This is a genomic window from Bacillus sp. FJAT-18017, from assembly GCF_001278805.1.
GTDB lineage: Bacteria > Bacillota > Bacilli > Bacillales > Cytobacillaceae > Bacillus_D.
This window is the reverse complement of the sequence record NZ_CP012602.1, coordinates 3,540,275-3,561,000: the sequence shown is the minus strand read 5'-3', so window position 1 is coordinate 3,561,000 and position 20,726 is coordinate 3,540,275. Positions and strand designations below refer to the sequence as shown.

Sequence of the window (20,726 nt, the reverse complement as noted above, 5' to 3'; positions counted from 1 at the left end):
CTTCCTGCCTTTCTATTTTCCTCTTATTCTACAGTTATTAGAATAGCAGTTCTATTATTCAGTATGCGCTGTCGCCTTGACAAGATTTTTAATTTTAAAATGATGGACCACTGTCATGACCAGAATCACGAAACTAAACAACGCTGATATGAGGGTTCCTCCCAAAAGGAATTTAACTAATTTTGAACTCATTGAAAATTTCCTCCCTTTCTAGTCTTCCTAAACGTTTACCCGTGCCAAGGTCATGTTACACACGTTTACTATTCTATCAATCTGACCAGCCTTTAATCCCTTCTACATTTTGCAATATTTCTCCTCCACCTGAGGTTATATGATGGTAAAATAATTATGTCTGAAATTTCAGACTGAATCTGATTTTTAAGAGGTGGGGAAATGCAAGCACTAACGGAAGCGTATGTTGATTCATTTGCACCAAATGCTGCCGCGGTAAAGAATGGCTGGGGACTGGTAAGGAAAAATCAGCTCCAAAATCTGCATATTAGCAGTGACGGCACTCTTGTTTTTGGGGAATGCAAAGGCAGCGGCAAGAATCCGTATTTCACATCGGCCGATTTTATAAATGGTGAGCCTGTTTTTCGCTGCAGCTGCCCGAGCCGCCAATTTCCATGCAAACACTCTCTTGCACTTTTGTATGCATACATAAATGGTGCGCCTTTTACAGAGGCGCCCATTCCTGAAGATATTATTACCAAGCGCTCCAAGGCTTTAGTGCGCGAGGAGAAGAAGAAAGAGCAGCAGAAAGCGCCGCGGAAGGTTAATAAGTCAGCTCTCTCAAAAAAGCTGCACTCACAGTTTGAAGGACTTGGAATCCTTGAAAAACAAATCAGCCAGCTCCTTACAGCAGGGCTTGCGTCGATTGACCCAAAAAAGCTAAGGCAACTTGACGAAACAGCGAAACTGCTTGGAAACCATTACTTGAAGGAAGCGCAGAATGAGCTGAGAGGCTTTACACTTTTATGGAAAAAAGGGCTTACAGAGGAGAAACTATTTCAATTTGCCTTTGAAAAGCTGCTCGTATTGCATGCTGTGTGCAAAAAAGGGCGCCAGCATCTTGAAAAACGCCTACAGGATGAATCACTTTTGCCTGATACTGAGTCGACGATCGAGGAGTGGCTAGGGCACACCTGGCAGCTAGCGGAACTGAAGGAGTATGGCCTTGTAAAACAAAACGCCAAACTTGCCCAGCTATCATTTTTTTCCATAAAGAATGATGCACGAGGAGAATATGTCGACCAGGGAATTTGGCTGGATATGGATACTGGGGAATTGTTTTTTACAAAAAACTACCGTCCATTTAAAGCGCTAAAGCACATTAAAGAAGAAAATTCGGTCATGGAGCTGCTTACCACAAACGAATTATACATGTATCCCGGTGAGGGCAATCGAAGGGTCCGCTGGGAGGATTACAAACTTGAACAGACGCCCCATTATTTAAAAATAAAAGAATATGCCAAAGAAAACGTTTCAGAGGTTCTGAAGGAAATTAGGAATATCCTGAGGATGCCACTATCAGATAAGCAGCCAGTTGCACTGCTTTCTTTCAAAAAAATCGGCCAGGCTGAAGGCGAATGGCAGCTTGAGGACCGCTACGGTAACAGGTTAAGCCTTGCTGACAAACCTGAAGAAGAGAGGCCAACATTGCCGTTGCTCGGACTTTTACCTGAGGAAGATTTGAGAGACCAGGCTGTTCTTGTCCGATTTTATCATGACCACACGGCAGGGACGCTCAGTGCGAAACCTTTGTCAATCATCACCGAAAACCGCCTGATCAGGCTATGGGGTTAAAGGAGGGGAACTATGAGCATACCTGTTTTACTAGAATTGCAGGAAGAGACGCGGAGGTTTGCAATTGCAGGCAGTGACCTGGCTCGGGGTGACATGAAACTGCAAAAAGCGATCCCGGTTTTAAAGAAAATGGGAGAGAAAGCCCCAGTTTTTAAACGGCTAAGTCAATTGACTGAAGAACTTGCATTCGGAAGTGGCAGTTCAGCCGACGATTTGCTAGAGCTTTCGCAACTGCTGTCATCCGTTTTGTATACAATGGGAACTACCGGAAAACAAGGTGAAATTGCCAATGAAAACTATAGTCTTCCCTTTCAGACTGATATGGCTTATCTCTCCTTGGCTTCCATTCTTCAGGCATTGGAATCTACGGGGCCGGGGAGAACGGAAGTAGTCAAGGAAGCACATTTTGCTGGAAAAATGAATGACTTACGTCTCGTGCTGCCATTAATTTCAGCATTGGACGATGCGAATGCGCTTCTGGCAGATTTTATCGAGGAAAAAATTATACCGGGATTCGGAAGACAAATTGTTCCATTAATAAAAGAGTCTTTCAATCCAAAAGGAAAAGGAGGGGACAGCAGACGAATACGCGCCATCCATACCATTCTTGGGACAGAAGGGCTGCCATTTTACCTGGAGGCTCTCGAAACAGGTTCCCCCGGGGTGAAGGAGACCGTTCTTGGGATTCTGGCAGACTATGATGAGTGTGAACATGTGCTGATTGATTACACTAAGGCAAAGAAGCAGGACATAAGGCGCGCCGCATTCACCTCCTTGGCCAAACGTGCTACCCCGGCGGCACTGGACTGTATCGCAAACGCCCTCGAAACAAAGGACTCGGAATTAATTATTGAAGTGGCGGGAGCACATCCGTCAGCCGCAATGGCAGAAACCATGCTTTCTTATGCAAAAAAGCTGTACCATGAGCAGCAGGACGCCAAAAAGAAACCTGATGACCATTCGCTGCTTTGGGCAATTTGGACTCTTGATGGTGCGAATAGCCAGGAAATTTGTGCTTTTCTTCAGGAAGTTGCCGCAGACCCTCAGGTTTCAATAGATGCTGCACGCAAAGCAGCCGATATTCTAATGAGGCAGCCAAAGAAGGAGTATGTAGAATTTGTTGAAAAGCTTTTTCTTTTGCCAAAAAAAGCAAAGCTTGCTGGTATATCCTTAAAGGCATCTTTGCGCCATCGTTCAGCCGTGGAAATTTACAACATGTATTCTGGTTATATTCAAAAAACGGGCAAGAATCCCGCTCGAGTGGCAATCCTGGAGGCGATGGAAGAGCTTGTGTTCCTTAAAAATAGCCTTAGGGTGTTCGATGAGGAATTCATGTGGCATCCTTACCGGGAGAATTACGAAGAAGCAGAACTGAGCTCAACGGTTGAGTGGGATGACAGGTGGATTCCGCTATTGATTTCACAGGATGAACATAAGCTCGTATTCAGAATGGCCCATAAGGTTCACGGACAAGCCCACCTTGATTTTATTTTTGAGAAAATAAACAAAAAACCAACCTTTAATGACAAAACAACCGTGCTGGCACTGGCTTCGCTCTTCCAGATTGGATACCGGGATGTTTTCGAGGTCGTTTACGACGTTTTGAAAAAGACAGACACATCGATGAAATCAGGAAGCTACTATTACTATAAAGCGTATGAAAATTTGGCATTGCTGCATCAGCTGCCAGCCGATAAGGCAGACAGGCTTGAGGAAATCGCTAAAACCGAAATTAACAATGAAAAAATTAAAGAGATATTGTTTGAGATATCCGGTGAAATGCGCTCGCGGAGGGAAATATAATGACAGAATTACTGCGGTTGCCAGCAGAAAAGCTGTATCAGGAAGAATTGGAGATTTTGAGAAAAGAAGAGAAGGGGAATGTTCCCGAAGGCTGGCTGCTGTCACCGAAATCGGTCTATACGTTCATTGCCGGTGGAACTGCAGGGAAGAAAAAGATAGTCCCCAAATATATTGGAAATAAAAGGCTAATAGAAATGGCGATTGCCACACTTGTAACTGACAGAGCGCTGCTGTTGATTGGTGAGCCAGGAACTGCAAAATCAACTTTGTCCGAATTGCTTACCGCAGCGATTCACGGGGACTCAGGAAAAATCATACAGGGGACAGCAGGTACAACAGAGGAGCAAATCCGCTATAGCTGGAACTACGCGATGCTGCTTGCAAACGGGCCGTCACGTGAGGCCCTAGTGAAAAGTCCGGTTTTTCGGGCTATGGAAACTGGCGAAATTGCCCGCTTTGAAGAAATCTCGCGCTGCTCGTCCGAGGTTCAGGATGCACTGATATCCATATTATCAGAAAAGAGCATGACAATTCCCGAGCTTGGCGAAGAAGTTTCCGCAGTAAGAGGATTCTCGATTATTGGGACTGCCAATACACGTGACCGTGGTGTTAATGAAATGTCTTCGGCCTTAAAGAGGCGCTTTAACATTCTAGTTTTGCCGACTCCAGGTAATATCGAGACTGAAATGGACATCGTCCGCAAGCGAGTCGGCGAACTGTCTTCCCAATTCCGTCTTCAGGCTGAATTGCCTTCCGAAGAACTGGTCGAAAAAGTGGTAACAATTTTCCGGGAGCTTCGAGCCGGAATGACTATGGACAGGAAAGAAAAACTTAAATCGCCAAGCGGCGTTATTTCCACAGCAGAAGCGATTTCACTTCTAACAAACAGCATGGCGCTAGCCGGAAGCTTTGGGACTGGGCAAATTAGCGAGGAAGATGTGGCTGCCGGGCTGCAGGGGACGGTTGTTAAGGACGAAGAGAAGGACAGCATCGTCTGGAAGGAGTATCTGGAGAATGTAATGAAGAAAAGGGGCTCCGAGTGGCGCAAGCTGTACAACGCATGTAGTGAGATGAACGGGCGATGAAGCCTCATGTGTTCGGGGTGCGCCATTTGTCTCCAGCTGCAGCGTGGCATTTAGAGAAGTTTCTTAATGAAATCAAACCTACAGCCGTCCTGATTGAAGGGCCTGCCGATATGAGTCCGCTTCTGGAGGATATTGCCAGGAAACATGTAAAACCTCCGATTGCCATCATGGCTTATACAACCGAGCTGCCGATTGAATCAATTGTATATCCTATGGCTGACTATTCCCCGGAATACAGGGCAATTCTCTGGGCTATTGAACTTGGCGCGCATGTGGAGTTCATCGATTTGCCGGCAGCGAATACGTTTGCAATTGCCAGGGTTGAGCAATCGGACGATCAGGATGATATGATGCAGTTGGAGAATCGAGTTTCAATATATGATGAGATAGCGAGGCTGTCGGGCGAGCATGACTATGAATCATATTGGGAACGTTCATTCGAGACTATCAGAAATGGGAACTCATTCATCTCCTCCATGAATGCATTTTCCATTGAGCTCCGTTCACAAACGACTGAGACAGACAGTAAATCGGAGCAAAAGCATAACTCCATTCGTGAAGCGTACATGAGAAGCCGAATAAAGGCTACTATTTTGGGAGGCCATTCTCCTGAAAAAACCGTTGTCGTCACAGGGGCGTTCCATATTAAAGGACTGCTTGAGGAGGACGGCGGGGAGGTTGAAGTTGATTTAAACGGACTTCCAATAGTGCCGGTTAATTTGACTTTAATGCCGTACTCGAATTACAGGCTTTCGTCCCGCTCAGGCTATGGTGCCGGCAATCATGCACCGGCTTATTTTAAAATGATTTGGGACTGCCTCATCGAGGAAGACCCGGAAAAGCTTCCGGTCTTTTATTTAACTTCTCTTGCAGCTGAATTAAGGAAGACAGGAACATTCCGTTCCACAGCAGAAGTAATGGAGGCCTGTCGGCTTGCTTATGCGCTCGCTTCCCTCAGAAATGGATGGCCAACCCTTCGTGATTTAAGGGATGCAGCGACGATGTGCCTTGGACATGGGGATTTTTCAGTTATATCTCCTGCCTGCGTCAAAATTGAGATTGGGGCGGATATTGGCCGACTGCCTGAAGGAATTGCCCAAACGCCGGTACAGCAAGATTTTAAGAGAAGGCTGCAAGAGCTAAAGCTGACAAAATACAAAACAAATGTTTCTGCCTCCATACAGCTTGACCTCCGGGAAAACAGGCGGGTGAAAAGCAGGGAAGCCGCATTCCTGGACAGAAACCGGTCATTCTTTTTCCATCAGCTGATAACACTGGGTGTCGACTTTGCCAGCCAGGGTGCCTATAGCCAGGACCATGGAAACTGGGGGGAGCTGTGGAACCTTCGCTGGAGCCCTGAAACTGAAATCCAGCTTGTAGAATCAACGCTATTGGGTGAAACGATTGAGCTAGCCGTTGCCTTTGTATTGAAGGAAAGGTTAGAAAAGGCAAATAATGTTGCCGAGGCGTCACGCGTAATTCGTGACAGTTATTTATGCGGGATGATGGGGATGATGGACGAGGCGAGGCGGGCTGTGGTAAGGATGGGAACCGAAACAGGGGATTTTAACGAGTCTGCTTCAGCCATTGCTCAGCTTGCTTATGTCCTTCAATTTGGTGATGTCCGCGGCCTTGATACTGCACCGCTCATTCCTCTTATCGCCAGACTGTTCCTTAGGGGGACGCTACTTTTGCCAAGTGCGGCCTTATGCAATAATGATGCGGCACGCGGGGTTATCGAAGGAATGCGCGACATGAATGAGGCTGCCCGGCAGCTCTATGAACATGTTGATGAAAATCTTTGGCTTGCTGCATTGAGGGAAGTAGGCAGCCGGGATGATCTGAACCCGCTCGTATCAGGATATAGCTGTGCAGTGCTTCTTGAAAGGAATGAACTTGCGCCGGAACAATTGGAGCAAGAAGTGTCAAGAAGGCTCTCTCCTGGCATTCCCGCTGACCTTGGAGGGGCCTGGTTTGAGGGGCTTTGCCTGAGGAATAAGTATGCGCTGATTTCCCGCCCATTTTTGTGGGAACAAATGGACACCTATATCGCGACATTGGCAGATGAGGAGTTCCTCCGCGCTCTTGTATTTTTGCGAAGGTCTTTTACTGCCTTCACCGCCTCGGACAAGGCGAGGATTGCCGAAATTCTCGCAGGCTTTTGGGGTCTTGAGGCTTTGGAGGTCAGTGAATACTTGAACGATGAAATAAGTGATTCGGAAGAACGGGTGCTAGATCAACTAAACGATTTTGACTTTGGGGACTGGTAATATGGATAGTCAAAAAAAGCGCTGGAGATTGATTCTTGGCCAAGCTGCAGAACAGGAATTGGCTGGCGGACAAAGCCAGCAGCTGTTAACGGAAGAAGAAATGCTGATGGATGAAGCGCTGGCCGCTCTCTATGATACGGAAACCGGGGTGGGGACCGAGGAAGGGGGCAGAATGGGTTCTATTGGAGGTCTTGGCGGCGGAATTCGGCTTGCCAAATGGCTCGGCGATGTCCGCAGTTTTTTTCCGGATGACATCGTATCTGTCATCCAACAGGATGCAATTGAAAGAAAAGGACTAACCCAGCTTCTTTTTGAACCGGAAACACTTAAACATGTAAAACCAAGCATTGAAATGGTTGCGACACTTATGGCACTGAAAGGAAGGATTCCCGAACGCACGAAGGATACAGCAAGGGAACTGGTCAGGAGTGTTGTGGAAGACATTAAGAGGCTCCTCGAAAACGATGTCAGGAGAGCCGTCAAAGGTGCATTGAACCGGAAAGAAAGAACGCTCATTTCCGGCGGTATGGAAAGCATCGACTGGAAATATACGATTCAGCGCAATCTGAAAAATTATGATAAAGAACGAAAAATTATTGTACCTGAGCGCTTTTACTTTTTTGATAGAAAAAGAAATTCGAACAATTGGACGATCATTCTCGATATAGACCAGAGCGGCTCGATGGCAAACTCAGTTATTTATGCATCAATCATTGGTTCAATTTTTGCAAGCATACCGGCTTTGAAGACACATATTGTGGCGTTTGATGATAAATTTGTTGATTTGACAGAGCAGGCCAAGGATGATCCGGTGGACTTGTTGTTTGGCATCCAACTCGGCGGAGGCACCGACATCAATAAGTCACTCGCCTATTGCCAAACCTTGATCACTGACCCAGGAAAAACGATCTTTTTGCTGGTTTCCGATTTATACGAGGGCGGTAACCAGGCTGCAATGTTGAGGCGGATGAAAGAAATGCATGAATCCGGGGTGACGGTTGTCGCATTGCTAGCTCTTTCTGATCAAGGTTTGCCGAGCTACGATGAAGCAGTTGCCGGCAAGCTTGGTAAAATGGGGATTCCTAGCTTTGGTTGCAGTCCGAATCTCCTGCCCGATTTGCTTGGAGATGTCCTAAAGGGAAATGATCTCTCAAGTTGGGCCCAAAAAAACATGGCGAGGAAAAGCTAAGGCGAAATCATTTTTTACAAGACCGTACATAGTAATAAGTAAATGATTAGCTTATGTGAAGGGGTGAGCCGGATGGAATGGTTCGGCGGAAGTTCGAAGGATATTCGCTTTGAGATGTTTGGAATCTCCCACCTGGTTATTTTGGGAATCCTAATTGCTGCATCCGTCGGTATTTTTTTATTCCGGGAAAAATTAAAAGGAAGGCACCATCGTAGAATTGAAGTCAGTGCAGCCGTCTCAATGGTTGTGATGGAGACTCTTTATAATGTGTGGATGTATACGAATGGCATCTGGCGCTCGATGGATTCGCTGCCTGCGGGGTTATGCAGCATCAGCCTTATTTTGGCTGTAATCCTGCTGTTTACGCGGAGCAAGGCGGTCTACGATGTTTTGCTTTACACCGCGCTGCTTGGTGCGACTCAAGCGCTGGCAACTCCCTATCTCTTTTTCGATTTCCCGCATTTCCGGTTCATTCATTTTTTCTATACGCATTTGATGATTGTGCTTGTCCCGCTCTATTTTACCTGGGTTCACGGCTACCGCCCAACAATTTGGTCGGTCGTGAAACTGTTCGTGTTCCTGAACCTGCTCTTGCCCGTTGTCATGCTAATCAACAAACTGGTCGGCGGCAACTACATGTATTTGAGCCATAAACCCGAAACCGCAAGCTTGCTGGATTTTCTCGGACCTTACCCTTGGTATATCGTTTCGCTTGAGGGACTGCTTATTTCACTAAGCCTCATTGTCTGGCTTATTTTCCGTGATAAAGGCAAGGGGAAAAAACAGGGTGTGGCGAGGTCGATTGATTAGATTTTAGAAAGAGTCCTTCGCACTTATGTGTGGAGGATTTTTTATAAGAGGATTATATTTGGAAATGGATTTTGATGAACGGTTTTCCAGTATGGGTTTGTCAGAGAAGGCTGGTCTAGTTCAACAAGAAGTTCGAGGGTCATAGTTAGTTGGTTTCCAAGTCATTGGTTTCCACGTCATCGGGTTTCCACGTTCTCCACGTTTAGAAAATTGTTCACATTGCGATGCTCTTTTGCTGGCTTGAGGAATTTATAATGAAAGTACCAGTGCAGATTCGGAGGTACTTCCATTATGGCTAAATACAAAATTGTTTTGCCTTTTCTTATTTTTATAATAATTACTCTTGCAGGATGCGGGAAAGAATCATCTATCCCAGATCCAACGGGCAAACCTTATGCAACCGAAGATGATCAACAGGTTATTGAGGTAACCGAGGAACTTAAATATGTATTGCAGACTCATCAGGCGCTGACGCCAATTGGCGACATTCCGATACCCGAGGATAATCCGATGACACCCGAGGTTTTGAAGCTTGGCCAGGTTCTTTATTTTGACCCGCGCCTATCCGGGAAAAACGACCGGAGCTGCGCAACCTGCCATGAGGCAGACCTTGGTTATGGGGACGGCAAAGCGGTTTTTGAAAAAATCGATGGAACTGACGGGGCCAGGAATTCTCCCAGCGTCATTAACTCTGGATACTATAAGACCAATTTCTGGGATGGCCGCGCAGCTTCGCTGGAGGAGCAAGCCCTTGGCCCAATCGATAATCCAAACGAGATGAACCAGAAGCTCGATGATTTGATACCAGAACTGAATGCGATACCAGGATATGAAGAGCTATTCGTAGAAGCATTCGAGAGCGGGATAACAAAGGAAAACATTGCAAAGGCGATTGCGGCATTTGAACGGCAGATTGTCGTTCGGGATACACCTTACGACAGGTTCCTCGAGGGTGAAAACGACGCGTTGACTGACCAGGAAGTCCGCGGGCTCGACCTATTTGTCGGCAAAGCGATGTGCGTTACCTGCCACAACGGCATGAATCTATCCGACAACAATTACTACAATATTGGTCTGGAGTCTGAGGATGAAGGCCGATTCGCGGTAACGAAGGATCCAGATGATTTGGGACGGATCCGGACACCTGGATTGTATGGAATAACCCACACCGGCCCGTATATGAGGGACGGCAGCATAGCGACGCTTGAAGAAGTCATTGAGTATTACAATAGCGGGGGGGAAAACCACCCGAACAAGAGTTTCTTTATGAAACAATTTATGCCGCTTGGTTTGACGGAAGAAGAGAAAGCAGACTTGCTCGCATTTTTGAAGACATTAGGTGGAGAACCGCCTGTCTTTGAAGCACCTGAGCTGCCTGGAAAGAAAGGAAACTAATACTTTGATATGCCCTTCCTGGTTTTTAAACTGGGGGGGGTTTTGCCTCGACTAACTAATAGTGCCAGAATAACTACATTCCGGAGGCTACACTTTATTCCTAGTTGGATGCAGAACATAGCAACTTTTCATTAGTATTACTCAGAGACTCACTAGTAAATCCACACAAAAAACTAGTAGTACTCAGAGTAGTACTAAAAGTGCTATATCCCGGTGGTTACTCTTTATTCCTAGTTAGATGCAGAACATAGCAACTTTTCACTAGTATTACTCAGAGGCTCACTAGTCATCTCGCATGAAAAACTAGTAGTACTCAGAGTAGTACTAAAAGTGCTATATCCCGGAGGCTACACTTTATTCCTAGTTGGATTCGGAATATAGCAACTTTTCACTAGTATTACTTAGAGACTCACTAGTAAATCCACACAAAAAACTAGTAGTACTCAGAGTAGTACTAAAAGTGCTATATCCCAGAGGCTACACTTTATTCCTAGTTGGATGCGGAATATAGTAACTTTTTACTAGTATTACTCAGAGACTCACTACCAAACCTATACTTAAAACTAGTACTACTCAGAGACTTAATAGCCAATCCACTTGAATATTAGTAAATTAAAAGCACTTTATCATTAAGGGAGCAGCCTATTCCTAACCAACCGTGCAATACTAATTTTCAATAGTATTTACTGGCGAAAATATTTTTAAAAAAGAAGGAAATAGCTTTTGAAAAGAGAAATAATAACCGTGTAAATCCTCCTAAATTTCTACAATTCTTTAGAAACTCTCCACTCATCATTCCATTATAAAAAATTTAAAAAGGTTGTGATGCGCTTGTCTGGAAGGAATCGAGTCTGGTTTAAAGGTGCGTTTCATGTCATTAGCAGGGGAATCCGGCGAACAATATTATTTCATACTGATGAGGACAGAGAGATGTATCTCGATTTCGTTAAAATGGCTCAGCAAAGATATCCATTTAAGCTTCATTCTTATTGTATTATGCCAAACCATGTTCATCTTCAGATTGAAACGATTGATCACCCTCTTAGTAACATCATGCAAGCTATAAATGCCGGGTATGCCAGGTATTTTAATAAAAAGCATCGACATAGCGGTTATGTTTTCGAGAGAAGATATAAGTCCTTTCTAGTTACCAACCCTAGATACGAACTAGAACTAAGCCGGTATATCCATCTTAACCCCATCAAGGCAGGCCTTGCGGAACAAACTGAAGAGTACCCCTGGAGCAGTATAACGGCATATTGTATGAGCGGAAAATCCACAATTGTTACTACAACTAAGCTTCTTTCCCATTATCCACCCCCCAAAACAGAAAATTACCTTTCCTTCCTTAATCTAAAGCGGAACTCAAAAACACCTTCCCTGGAAACAAATATCCCAACAGGCTATAATTAAAGTTACTTTGGAATGAAAACGGAAGGAACGAAACACTCCTTGACTATAAAAGTTACTCAATCAATGATTAAAGATCGCTGTGGAGTCGTGTCCTTAAAAAGGGGTACGGCATTTTACCAGGCGAATAAAGTGGTTATCCAGTCTCTTACCGGTACAAACTGTTCAGCAATTGTTAAAGGTGCGGAGGATTTTCATGTACTTGTCGAATCCAATGGAAAAGGGGGATTCCAGACATCGTGCAGTTGTCCGTCACTTGCATCAGTGCGGCAGGAGTGCCAGCATGTTGCAGCAGTGCTTCTTGCCCTGTCGGAAAAGCCGAATGAACAGAAGGTAAATCCTGTTTCACAGCCGGGTACGGCAAACAACTTTCAGAGCCTGCTCAGGAACCAATCAAAGCTAAAAAGCCGCAAGCAGCTTCACTTTGAGACAAGGGAAGTGCTGAATCCTGTATTTATCGTAAATCCCGTTAAACTAGTGAATGGGAGATGGATGCTCGGAATTGAAATTTCTCTATTTGAAAAGTCCACCGAGGACATCCGCCAATTTCTTGAACAGGTACAATCCGGCACTATGAATTCCGCAGCTCTATACAATCCGGCTCTTCATTGCTTTGAAAAAGAAGCGGATGATTTTCTTCAGGTATTAATAAAAATTTATGAGGATGAGAAAGCAATAGTGGGAGCGGAAGCTAAAGTAACTGGCCCGTCACTATTGATACCTCCATCCGCCTGGCACCAAGCCACCCAGCTTCTCGAAAAGGCACAAGATGTAAAGCTAATTATCGATGGAATGGAATACAAAGGGTTCAATGTATCCAAAGGGCCTCTTCCTTTAAAAATAGAACTATCTGAAACTGAACCAGGAAGAAATTACTTAGTAATAGAAGGAATGGACCGGCTTTTCCTGTTGGAAGCATATGACGCTGTTTTTTCAGATGGGAAGCTGATCCAGCTTACACCGGAAGAAGCCGCGACACTCTCCGAACTTCAAGTGCTGATGAAGGGATCTGCTTCAGGCGGAATTCCGGTATCAGAGGATCAGACGGCTTATTTTCAGGAAAAAATTGTTCCGGCTTTGAGGAATCTTGGAACTATTCAAATTCAGGAGTCCATGTCTAGCTACGAACGAAAGCCACTGGTCGCCAAGCTTTATCTTGATCGTGTGAAAAACCGGCTGCTTGCCGGGCTTGAATTTCATTACGGGCATCATTTAATTGATCCTCTTGATGGCAATGCGATGGATTCAAGTCCCGGAGTGATCCGCAATTGGGTAAAAGAACATGAAATACTTGAAATAATGGAGGAAAGCTCATTTGCAAAGACCGAAGGCGGTTATTTTTTGCATAATGAGGAACTGGAGTATGAGTTCTTATATCATATCCTCCCAAGGCTGCAAAAGCTTACCCAGGTATATGCGACGACTTCGGTCAGGAACAGGATTTTCCGGGAGAATCTGCAGCCAAGGATCAGCGTAAAAGTGAAGAAAGAGCGTACAAACTGGCTGGAATTCAAGTTTGAACTGACAGGGATATCTGAACAGGAAATTAAGAATGTTCTCGCTGCGCTTGAAGTGAAACGTAAGTACTACCGGTTACGGGATGGTGCGCTGATGTCTCTCGAGACACGCGAGTTCGAAGAAATTCAACGATTTCTGAAAGCAGGACCAATCCAGACGGCGGACCTTGAAGAAGGTTTGAACGTGCCGCTTCTCGAAGGCTTGCGGATGCTTGACGGGCCGGACGAAGCAAACGTTTTTCAATTTGAAGATTCATTTCGGACTTTCCTTGATATGGCCGGAACCGAAGCGGCTTATCCACTGCCGCCTTCGCTTGAAGCAACGCTTAGAGACTATCAAGCTGCGGGATATCAGTGGATGAAAAGGCTGGCCGAATATGGTTTTGGAGGGATCCTTGCCGATGACATGGGACTAGGGAAAACGCTGCAAAGCATTTCGTTTATTCTGTCCGTGCTCCCTGAGATTCGGATGAACAACAGTCATGCTTTGATTGTTTGTCCGACTGCCGTCACATACAATTGGCTGAATGAATTCCTCAAGTTTGCACCAGAAATCAATGCAATTTTAGTTGATGGGAATAGAGAGGAAAGACAAAAGCTGGAGAATAATCTCGGCGATGTGGATGTGCTTATTACCACCTATACTTTGCTCCGGAAAGACCTCGGATGGTATGAAGGGCAATCGTTCCACAGTGCCTTTTTTGATGAGGCACAGGCTTTTAAAAATCCAACCACACAGACATTCCGGGCAGTGAAAAAAATTAGAGCAAACCATAAATTTGCTTTAACCGGTACGCCAATCGAAAATTCGGTAGAGGAATTATGGGCGATTTTTCACATTGTCTTTCCGGAATTGTTCCAGGGCCTTCGGGAATACAGCCACCTGACGAGAAAGCAGATTGCGCGGAGAATTCGTCCTTTTATGCTAAGGAGGATCAAGGAAGATGTGCTAGCCGAGCTTCCTGAAAAATTGGAAACAGTCGAATCAATTGAATTGCTCCCTGACCAGAAGAAGCTATATGCAGCATTTTTATCAAAGCTCCGTCTTCAGACATTAAAGCATCTTGATAAAGAAACAATCAGGAAGAACAAGATCAAAATTCTTGCCGGATTGACGAGGCTGCGGCAAATATGCTGCCACCCGTCACTATTTATGGAAGATTATCAGGGGCGCTCTGCGAAATTTGAACAGCTGCTCGAAATTGTCGATGAATGCAGGCAATCAGGGAGACGGGTACTGATATTCTCTCAATTTACGAAAATGCTTGAGTTGATTCGCAAAGAATTTACCTATCAGGGACTGCCTTTCTTTTACCTTGACGGCCAAACGCCTCCTGAGGAACGAGTCGATGTGTGTAATCGATTCAATGAAGGAGAGCGTGATTTTTTCCTGATCAGCCTGAAAGCTGGTGGTACCGGACTAAATCTGGCCGGAGCCGACACGGTTATTTTATATGACTTATGGTGGAATCCTGCAGTCGAGGAACAGGCTGCGGACAGGGCACACCGCATGGGCCAGAAAAATGCTGTCCAGGTTATTAAGCTGATCACTCGAGGCACAATTGAGGAAAAAATGAACGAATTGCAGGAGAAAAAACGTCATCTTGTTGAAGAACTTATTGATAATGGGGAAAAGGGAACAACAACGCTTACAGAAGAAGATATCAGGGAAATCCTGTCTATCTAAAGAGAACTCGTCCGGTTCAAAAACCCAGGACGAGTTCTTTTTGTATTTAGTTCGTTGTATAATACATTTCCCCAAGGATTTCGTTTGCCTGATAACTTCCTGGTGAAAGTTCTTTCTTTATAAAAGCAGCAACATCAGATTTTTCGATGTCATACATCACTTCTATTTCTTTAGAAAACAGCAGCTTTTCTTTTTTCAGAAGGGAGGAAAGAAGTGGCACTTGCTTCACCTGAACCTCTTCAGTGCCAAGGACCTGCTTTAATCCGTCAACGTAGTAGTCCAGCGGGCGTGCGCCGACCATCTTAACACCTTTATTTTCTTCGTTCATCATAATGATCGTTGGAAATCCTCTTACGCCGAGGCTTCTCGAAAGTGCAAAATCTTCATTTAAAAGCTGGTGTCCGGCCGGCTGGTTGGCCTCCCCCACAATGGCCTGTCCATTAAGTTCGAGGCTATTGACGATTCCAACCAGGACTGAATCATCGGAAATGTTTTTGTTAAAGGCGAAAAGCTCCTCCCGTGCCCGTCTTAAGTATTCAGTGGCAAGTTCATCACCATGGTTTAGCTGAATGACTTTAAAAACCCGGGAAGGAGGGAAGGATGATTGAACCGGATTGTCAATCATCAGTGAACCGTCAATTGGCATCCGGGAGTACTCACCAACTTCTCTCCAATGGCCGGCAACATCGGCAGGTTTAAAGATTCCATTTGCGGGGTCGATAGGTCCGTCTCCCCATTTTTCCAACAAACCTCCCATAACCGTTTGGATTTTGAAAACATCGCCATACTGCTCGATAAAGCGGCGCAGCACGGGCTCGAGCGCCCAGCAATGTGAGCAAATTGGATCGGTCACATAGTAAAGATTGATTGTTTTCTTAGGTTGATTGAAGTTAATCATTTCAATGCCATTGTCTTCAGCTGGCCCACAAACACCTGTCTCCATGTCACAAACCATATTATTGTTTCTTTCCACAATTATCTCCCCGCTTTCATTTTAGTTTACTAGTAGAATCAGATTTGGAAGCTGGTTCTTTGCCTTCAACTATATTGTAGGGGATAATAAATATCATCAAAACCAATAGTTTTTCAGGTCTGTCGTATATCCAACACATTCGGAAAATTGTTGAAAAAGTAGGTGACACATAGTGGAAGAGTTAAAAACCGACCCAAGAATTCTCAGAACCCGTAAGCTGATTATGGATTCTTTTATCGAATTGTCAGGGAAGAAGGATTTTAAGGATATTACAATAAAAGATTTAACAACCGAGGCAATGATCAACCGGGCTACGTTTTATTATCACTTCGAGGATAAATACGACCTTCTTGAAAAAGTTCTGTCTGAGGTATTGCAGATCAAATTGAATGACAAGGACTTCACTGATAAGGAACTCGATGAGGCTGCACTTGTCAGTATGTTCCTGGCTATCACCAATTTCCAAATGACTTTGTCAAACCGCTGCCATGCCGGTTATCAAGATACGATCGCTCGAATTATTAGAGAGCAGATTGAAATCATTTTGTACAATATGCTGGCAAAAAAGCATTCGACGAAAACGGAATCGGAATTAAAGTTAACAGCTGCCATGTTAAGCTGGGGGCTATATGGTGCTTCTGTCGAGTGGAAAAGGAATAGCGAACTTCCTCCAGAGGAATTTATTAAATTGGCAGCTCCGACTATCCTGAATAAACTATAACCAAACAAAAAAGGAAGTGACGTATGGTCATCCATACGTCACTTCCTTTAATGTTCCTGAAGGACAGGCAGGACAATCGAAGAAGGGTATTGTTTCGTGTTCATTATTGTCGCAATCCCGCCCAGCTGATTCAAGAGCTGCGGTGCAGGTGACATTGAATGCGGGAAGTCACTCGGGCCTATCGCAACCCGAAGCTTGTGCCCTTCTTTTATAACAAAGTTGGAGGGGAATATTTCCACGTTCAGCTCCATCACCTCATTGGGTGTTACCTCCATTGCTGCCTCCTTTGTGAAAGTATGCCACGGCTGAATCATTTGTCCGTCAAGGAAGCGGCTCTTGCTTTCATCAACAGCGCGGTGTGAGGCTGCAAGCCAGCCGGCAGTAATTTCACGGGAGGACCCATCGGGTGCGACATCCGTGACACGGACCGAAAGGACAAGTTCCCTAGCCGTTGTTTTTGCAAAAATTTTGGCTGCAATTGGACCGGAGACGCGTAAATCACTACTTGCCGGTGCGGTGGTGTAGGTTAGCTCGGTCAATTCGGTTAACCGGTTATCCTTTGTACATGGAATTGGATCCGGTATACCAGCCATCCATTGATTTGTGCTCCCTGAACAGATTCCATTCACCGGCTGCTGAAGCATTGATTTCGACATTTCGAGTGAGGAAGGAGTTTCTTTCGTTAAAAGGCCTCCTGCTCTGAGATAGTATCGCTGTGCAGATGCCACTTGATGCGGCCATCCCGGCTGGACTACAAACTTATCTTCGCCAATAACATATTGAGTCACATCCGGAATGCTGCCGATGTTAGTATTGATTCCTTTCAAATACTGATCGAACCATCTCAGTGCCAAATGGTCAAGAGTCGGTACATTATCTGCCGGCAGGCCGCTTCCATAGTTTCCATGTGTCCAGTTTCCCATCAAAAGCTTAGTCTGTATTCCATTGGCCTTAAGCCGTTCATATAAAAGAGGTGTTCCCCTTTGAAATAAATCATGCAATCCGCCTGCGAAAAAGGCCGGAACTTTGATACGGTCAGCGACGCTTAGCGGCGAACGCATCCAAGCTTGGGGCCCATCATACGCAAATTCTCCGCCTGTCAGGACTGATGCCAAAGTGCCTATTGGGAAACCTGTTGTCTGCCCGGCATGCCCCAACAGAACCGTCGATGCCAAGATTGGTTCGGAGAGAGTATAGGTTGGCGGCATCAAACCGCTGCCGGTAACAAGGCCAAGCCAGAGTGGGATGAAGCCGGTATTAACGGTGCCTCCGGACATAAGGATGTCGCGGTACATATCTCCCATTGGGACAATTGGAAAGATTGCTTTAAGGCCTTCTGGCTGGTGGGCAGCAGTCAACAGCTGGTTAATTGCCCGATACGAAGATCCGTACAAACCCACTTTGCCATTGCTCCACTGCTGTGATGCCGCCCATTCAACAAGCTCTTTACCATCAAGCTGCTCAGACTCACCAAATGAATCCCACGTTCCCTGGGATGAGCCGGTACCGCGGACATCGATGACCAAATGGACATAGCCGCGCTTAATAAAGTACTCATTAAGATTTTCACTGCTATTCATGTTTTTGTTATAGGGCGTTTGTGTCAAGATGACAGGAAAGGGACCAGGACCGTTCGGAAGATGTACGTCAGCAGCAAGATTGATACCATCCCGCATCTTTATAAAAATATCCTTTTTGGTTGTAAAGCTGGAGTATTGTTCTGGCCTGTCGTAGGAAACAGCTTCCCATTGTTTAAGCGGGTAAGATACTTTTGGTTTTATAGTTTTATAAGTTGCTTGGACCAGGGACGGGGCGATTAATAGATTGATAAGAAGCATAAATGTAAATCCAAGACGAAAATGCCTCCAGTGCATCATCATATCTCCTCCAAAATGTAAGGGCTTTCAATTAATAATAACCAACATCATGATGTGATTAAATACTGAAAAAGTACTAAATCCCCACTGCGTTTGGAGTATTTCCCGAAAACCTTCTTTAAGGAAAAACGATATCACGGGTGATATAATTTTTTAAAAGGAGGGCTTGCAATGACAACATCCGAATCAAGGAAAGGAATGTACATAAACGGTGAACCACTTTTTATGGAAAAGAGCTTCATGGTGGAAAATCCAGCCACACTCGAACCAGTCGGGTATGTGCCTGATGGTGGACCCGAACAGGCTAAATTTGCTGTCGACGCGGCACACGAAGCTTTTCTAACTTGGTCAAAAAAGACCGCCCATGAACGTGCATCCTTACTCGAAAAATGGTATACGGTTATTGAGGAAAGAAAAGAAGAGCTGTCTGTGATGATTACGACTGAACAAGGAAAATCGCTACAGGAAGCAAGAGGAGAAATTAGCTATGCCAATTCATTTGTGAAGTGGTATGCAGAGGAGGCTAAGCGGATTTACGGTGAAACAATCCCAGCTTCATCCGGATCAAAGCGGATCCTTATCCAGAAACAACCGGTCGGAGTCGTTGCTGCCATCACTCCCTGGAATTTCCCGGCTGCGATGATTACTAGGAAAATCGCACCTGCACTTGCAGCAGGCTGTACTGCTGTCATCAAGCCGGCACCTGCTACACCACTGACAGCCTTGCTGCTCGCTGAATGTGCGGAGGAAGCAGGTATTCCGCCTGGTGTAATTAATATTGTGACAACAACCGATGCTGCTGCAGTTTCCGATGTCTGGATGGAAGATCCTCGTGTTAAAAAAATTACGTTTACCGGTTCAACACCAGTTGGTAAGCTGTTGATGAGGAAAGCGGCAGATACAGTCAAAAAGGTATCGCTGGAGCTTGGCGGGCTGGCACCTTTTATTGTTGCAGAGGATGCCGACATTCTTGCCGCTGTAGAAGGGGTGATTCAGTCCAAATTCCGGAATGCAGGGCAAACTTGCATATGTGCGAATCGGATTTATGTTCACGAAAGCAGGGAAACTGAATTTCTTGATGCGTTCGCTGCAGCATTCAGGGAAATGAAGGTAGGGAACGGACTTAGTGAATCTGTTGACATTGGACCTTTAATTGATTACCGGGCCATTGAAAAAGTCCAACGGCATATCGACGATGCAGTTTCGAAGGGTGCAACAATAATTTCTGGACACCAGGTGGAAGAAGGGAAGGGCTACTTCATGCAGCCTCTCATTCTCTCAGGTGTTACAGATCAGATGGTTTGTATGCAGGAGGAAACTTTCGGACCCGTTGCCCCAGTCAGCACGTACAAGGAGGATAAGGAAGTCGTCCGTAGAGCGAACGATACACCTTATGGCCTTGCTGCTTATGTATATACACAATCACTAAAGAAGGCATTTTATTTTTCAGAAAATCTTGAATATGGCATTGTTGGAGTAAATGACGCACTTCCATCAACGGCCCAGGCGCCATTTGGCGGCATGAAGGAAAGCGGGCTTGGCAGGGAAGGCAGCCATCACGGTATCGACGAATTCCTGGAAATAAAATATATTTCACTTCAGTTGTAATAAGGAAAAGCAGAATCCTCAAGTCTGGATTCTGCTTTTCTACTAAAGAATTAGTTAACGGCGCTCATCGTCACTGTCATCATCGTTATCGTCTTTGTCATCAGAGTCATTTAGATCATCATCATTGTCGTCATCGTCGCGGTCATCAAGGTCATCATCTCGGTCGTCATCTCTATCATGCTCCACCCTAGTAACTTCGCCGGAGACAGCGTCGATATGAACTTCCGTTTCGTTAAGGCCATCTTCAAATTCGAATTCATAAACGAGGCGGCCATGTTCAGTTTCTTTCTCCACATCCTCAATCGTACCGGTTGCTTCACGTTTGGCGATTTCGGTAGCTTCCTCAAGCGTGATTTGCTGGCCATTGCTCACTGCGTTAGTAGTTGTAGGTGCTTTTTTAGAAGCTGCATCATCGTTTTCAGTTGCCCCTACTGCAAAGGTTCCTCCAATAATAATACCTGCTACCAATCCTGCTGCGACTAATTTGTTTTTCATTTTGTTTATCCTCCTTGTTTTCTTCTTATTTTTACTATAACTCGTGAAAATGAGAGAATTAGAAGAGAAAGATTAGAAAA

15 protein-coding genes are annotated in these 20,726 nt (G+C 45.2%); 11 read left to right on the top strand and 4 right to left on the bottom strand.

The features are described 5' to 3' along the window. Positions 1-54: 54 nt before the first annotated feature. Positions 55-192, bottom strand: a complete 138-nt coding sequence (locus AM500_RS25570; protein WP_156319835.1) for a hypothetical protein — start codon at positions 190-192, stop codon at positions 55-57. 201 nt (positions 193-393) lie between these two features. Here AM500_RS25570 and AM500_RS16620 point away from each other — a divergent pair, with 201 nt between their 5' ends. From AM500_RS16620 to AM500_RS16580, 9 genes are all read left to right on the top strand, one after another. Continuing rightward, on the top strand, positions 394-1,806 hold the full coding sequence (locus tag AM500_RS16620) for an SWIM zinc finger family protein (RefSeq protein ID WP_053600206.1): 1,413 nt from the start codon (positions 394-396) through the stop codon (positions 1,804-1,806). Positions 1,807-1,818: 12 nt separating this feature from the next. After that, the gene (locus tag AM500_RS16615) at positions 1,819-3,609 is read left to right on the top strand and encodes a HEAT repeat domain-containing protein (RefSeq protein WP_053600205.1); all 1,791 of its coding nucleotides are present in this window, start codon (positions 1,819-1,821) and stop codon (positions 3,607-3,609) included. Then, positions 3,609-4,694 carry an ATP-binding protein gene (locus AM500_RS16610; protein WP_053600204.1) on the top strand — a complete coding sequence of 362 codons (1,086 nt, stop codon included), beginning with the start codon at positions 3,609-3,611 and terminating at the stop codon, positions 4,692-4,694. Before AM500_RS16615 ends, AM500_RS16610 begins: the two co-directional genes overlap by 1 nt. After that, entirely contained in the window at positions 4,691-6,964 is a 2,274-nt protein-coding gene (locus AM500_RS16605) for a DUF5682 family protein (RefSeq protein ID WP_053600203.1), read from the top strand. Before AM500_RS16610 ends, AM500_RS16605 begins: the two co-directional genes overlap by 4 nt. Before the next feature lies 1 nt (position 6,965). Beyond that, positions 6,966-8,153 (top strand): VWA domain-containing protein, encoded by a 1,188-nt coding sequence (locus tag AM500_RS16600; protein ID WP_053600202.1) that lies wholly within the window; start codon positions 6,966-6,968, stop codon positions 8,151-8,153. A gap of 72 nt (positions 8,154-8,225) precedes the next feature. Continuing rightward, the gene (locus AM500_RS16595) at positions 8,226-8,963 is read left to right on the top strand and encodes a YwaF family protein (protein ID WP_053600201.1); all 738 of its coding nucleotides are present in this window, start codon (positions 8,226-8,228) and stop codon (positions 8,961-8,963) included. Positions 8,964-9,254: 291 nt separating this feature from the next. Further along, the gene (locus AM500_RS16590; protein ID WP_053600200.1) at positions 9,255-10,358 is read left to right on the top strand and encodes a cytochrome-c peroxidase; all 1,104 of its coding nucleotides are present in this window, start codon (positions 9,255-9,257) and stop codon (positions 10,356-10,358) included. An 831-nt stretch (positions 10,359-11,189) separates the two neighbouring features. Then, positions 11,190-11,771, top strand: a complete 582-nt coding sequence (locus AM500_RS16585) for a transposase (RefSeq protein WP_197282607.1) — start codon at positions 11,190-11,192, stop codon at positions 11,769-11,771. Positions 11,772-11,783: 12 nt separating this feature from the next. Then, a complete protein-coding gene (locus AM500_RS16580) occupies positions 11,784-14,972 on the top strand; it encodes a DEAD/DEAH box helicase (RefSeq protein ID WP_231688020.1) in 3,189 nt (1,062 codons plus the stop codon). Positions 14,973-15,018: 46 nt separating this feature from the next. Here the strand turns inward: AM500_RS16580 and AM500_RS16575 are convergent, their stop codons facing one another. Beyond that, positions 15,019-15,927, bottom strand: coding sequence for a DsbA family protein (locus AM500_RS16575; RefSeq protein ID WP_053601756.1), 909 nt, complete (start codon positions 15,925-15,927; stop codon positions 15,019-15,021). Between the two features lie 190 nt (positions 15,928-16,117). Between AM500_RS16575 and AM500_RS16570 the strand changes: the two genes are divergently transcribed. Then, entirely contained in the window at positions 16,118-16,666 is a 549-nt protein-coding gene (locus AM500_RS16570; protein WP_156319834.1) for a TetR/AcrR family transcriptional regulator, read from the top strand. Positions 16,667-16,713: 47 nt separating this feature from the next. Here AM500_RS16570 and AM500_RS16565 read toward each other — a convergent pair whose 3' ends face one another. Further along, entirely contained in the window at positions 16,714-18,546 is a 1,833-nt protein-coding gene (locus tag AM500_RS16565) for a CocE/NonD family hydrolase (protein ID WP_082347260.1), read from the bottom strand. Between the two features lie 168 nt (positions 18,547-18,714). Between AM500_RS16565 and AM500_RS16560 the strand changes: the two genes are divergently transcribed. Beyond that, positions 18,715-20,151: an NAD-dependent succinate-semialdehyde dehydrogenase gene (locus tag AM500_RS16560; RefSeq protein ID WP_053600197.1), complete on the top strand. Its 1,437-nt coding sequence runs from the start codon at positions 18,715-18,717 to the stop codon at positions 20,149-20,151. Positions 20,152-20,205: 54 nt separating this feature from the next. On the opposite strand, the gene AM500_RS16555 is transcribed toward AM500_RS16560, so the two are convergent. Next, on the bottom strand, positions 20,206-20,646 hold the full coding sequence (locus tag AM500_RS16555) for a PepSY domain-containing protein (protein WP_053600196.1): 441 nt from the start codon (positions 20,644-20,646) through the stop codon (positions 20,206-20,208). Positions 20,647-20,726: the final 80 nt, after the last annotated feature.

Excerpts from the sequence above, each read along its gene's own strand:
- AM500_RS25570 (WP_156319835.1), bottom strand. The coding sequence starts at position 192 with ATGAGTTCAAAATTAGTTAAATTCCTTTTGGGAGGAACCCTCATATCA.
- AM500_RS16620 (WP_053600206.1), top strand. The coding sequence starts at position 394 with ATGCAAGCACTAACGGAAGCGTATGTTGATTCATTTGCACCAAATGCT.
- AM500_RS16615 (WP_053600205.1), top strand. The coding sequence starts at position 1,819 with ATGAGCATACCTGTTTTACTAGAATTGCAGGAAGAGACGCGGAGGTTT.
- AM500_RS16610 (WP_053600204.1), top strand. The coding sequence starts at position 3,609 with ATGACAGAATTACTGCGGTTGCCAGCAGAAAAGCTGTATCAGGAAGAA.
- AM500_RS16605 (WP_053600203.1), top strand. The coding sequence starts at position 4,691 with ATGAAGCCTCATGTGTTCGGGGTGCGCCATTTGTCTCCAGCTGCAGCG.
- AM500_RS16600 (WP_053600202.1), top strand. The coding sequence starts at position 6,966 with ATGGATAGTCAAAAAAAGCGCTGGAGATTGATTCTTGGCCAAGCTGCA.
- AM500_RS16595 (WP_053600201.1), top strand. The coding sequence starts at position 8,226 with ATGGAATGGTTCGGCGGAAGTTCGAAGGATATTCGCTTTGAGATGTTT.
- AM500_RS16590 (WP_053600200.1), top strand. The coding sequence starts at position 9,255 with ATGGCTAAATACAAAATTGTTTTGCCTTTTCTTATTTTTATAATAATT.
- AM500_RS16580 (WP_231688020.1), top strand. The coding sequence starts at position 11,784 with ATGAAAACGGAAGGAACGAAACACTCCTTGACTATAAAAGTTACTCAA.
- AM500_RS16575 (WP_053601756.1), bottom strand. The coding sequence starts at position 15,927 with ATGGTTTGTGACATGGAGACAGGTGTTTGTGGGCCAGCTGAAGACAAT.
- AM500_RS16565 (WP_082347260.1), bottom strand. The coding sequence starts at position 18,546 with ATGATGATGCACTGGAGGCATTTTCGTCTTGGATTTACATTTATGCTT.
- AM500_RS16560 (WP_053600197.1), top strand. The coding sequence starts at position 18,715 with ATGACAACATCCGAATCAAGGAAAGGAATGTACATAAACGGTGAACCA.
- AM500_RS16555 (WP_053600196.1), bottom strand. The coding sequence starts at position 20,646 with ATGAAAAACAAATTAGTCGCAGCAGGATTGGTAGCAGGTATTATTATT.